This window comes from Bacillus cereus group sp. N14 (genome assembly GCF_016483555.1).
In the GTDB taxonomy this organism is placed as follows: Bacteria; Bacillota; Bacilli; order Bacillales; family Bacillaceae_G; genus Bacillus_A; species Bacillus_A wiedmannii.
The window spans coordinates 1-1,529 of sequence record NZ_JAEHBQ010000051.1 but is presented as its reverse complement, the minus strand read 5'-3'; the positions used below and the strand labels follow the sequence as shown (position 1 = coordinate 1,529).

Sequence of the window (1,529 nt, the reverse complement as noted above, 5' to 3'; positions counted from 1 at the left end):
TATTCTTGATTATCAAACGCATTTAAGCATTTTTCTCGTAATTGTGCCACCAAATCTATAAATCTTTGTGAAGATTGCAAATTCCCTTTAATCGCCAAAGTATTTACAAACATACCTAACATATTTTGGATTGCTGGATGAGTACGTCCTGAAACAGGTGTACCTAAAACAATCTCACCTTGTCTCGTATATTTACTTAGCAGCATCATAAGGTTCGCCATCAATATCATATATTCTGTTGCCCCTGTTTCTTTACTAAAGAGTTTAACAGCATTACTAGTTTTATGATCTATTTTTATGGTATTACTACTACCTTTATAACTCTGTTGCTTAGGTCTAGTAAAATCTGTAATTAGATCTAAAACCGGTACTTCTTCAGAAAACTCGTCAAGCCAATAATTTTTCTGTTCCGTCATATCTCTCGAATTTTGCCAAGCACTGTAGTCTTTATATTGCATACCCACTGGAGAGAGTTCCTCTCCATTATACAATCTACACATTTCTTCTATTAAAAGACCTGTTGAACCACCATCACAAATTATGTGATGGATATCCAACATCAAAATCGTATTTTCACCTTTTATTTCAAGTATTTTTATTCTCATTAAAGGTGCTTCACTTAAATCAAAAGGTCGAATGAATTCTTTGAAAACTCGTTGTACATGTTCTGGTATGCTTTTTTCATGCTCTAACTCTATATCAACTGTATCCTCAATAATTTGGAGAAATTTATCTTTCACATGTGCAAAATGAGTTCTTAATAACTCATGACGCACGCATAGCTGTTTTACAGCTATGCGTAAGCGTTCTTTATCAATTTCCCCCTCGACTTCTAACATGATTGGGATATTATAAGTGATATTTGATTCTTGCATTTGATCAATTACATATAAACTTTTTTGGACAGAACTCATTTTATATTTTCTATTCATTGGTACTTATACCTCCTCTTCTACTGCTACTATCAATTCTGGATAGGCAATAGTATCACTATTTGATTTCACTTCTGTATTTCTTACTTTTTCAGCTATTTTTCTAATTGTTTTTTCTGTTAATATCGTACTTAGCGGAACTCTAACTTTAAACTTTTCTTCTAATGCATTTACCAATTTAGTCGCTTTTAATGAGTGTCCTCCTAGTTCAAAGAAACTATCATCTATACCAATCACTTCAAATTCTAAAATCTCTTTGAAAATCCCCATAATACCTTCCTCTACATTATCTCTAGGTGCAACAAAATCTTCTCTATCTGTAATTTGTGGATCTGGAAAAGATTTTCTATCTAATTTACCGTTTTTTGTCAATGGGAAATTATCTAATTGCATGATATACGTCGGAATCATGTATTCCGGTAAATTTCCCCTTAATTTCTCTTTAATGTATTTAATATCGATAGATTCACTACTTATTACATATCCACATAAATATTTATCACCATTGTTTTCTTTAACAATAACAACGGCATCACTGATTCCTTCTACATCCCTAATTCTTTCTTCAATCTCTCCCAATTCAATTCTAAACCCTCT

2 protein-coding genes are annotated in these 1,529 nt (G+C 32.1%); both read right to left on the bottom strand.

Going from position 1 to position 1,529, the window contains the following annotated elements:
• Positions 1 to 932, bottom strand: a 932-nt coding sequence (locus JDS82_RS28955) for a condensation domain-containing protein (RefSeq protein WP_242474948.1), incomplete at its 3' end; no start/stop codon positions are given.
• Positions 933 to 938: 6 nt separating this feature from the next.
• Positions 939 to 1,529, bottom strand: a 591-nt coding sequence (locus tag JDS82_RS28950; RefSeq protein WP_139056776.1) for a phosphopantetheine-binding protein, incomplete at its 5' end; no start/stop codon positions are given.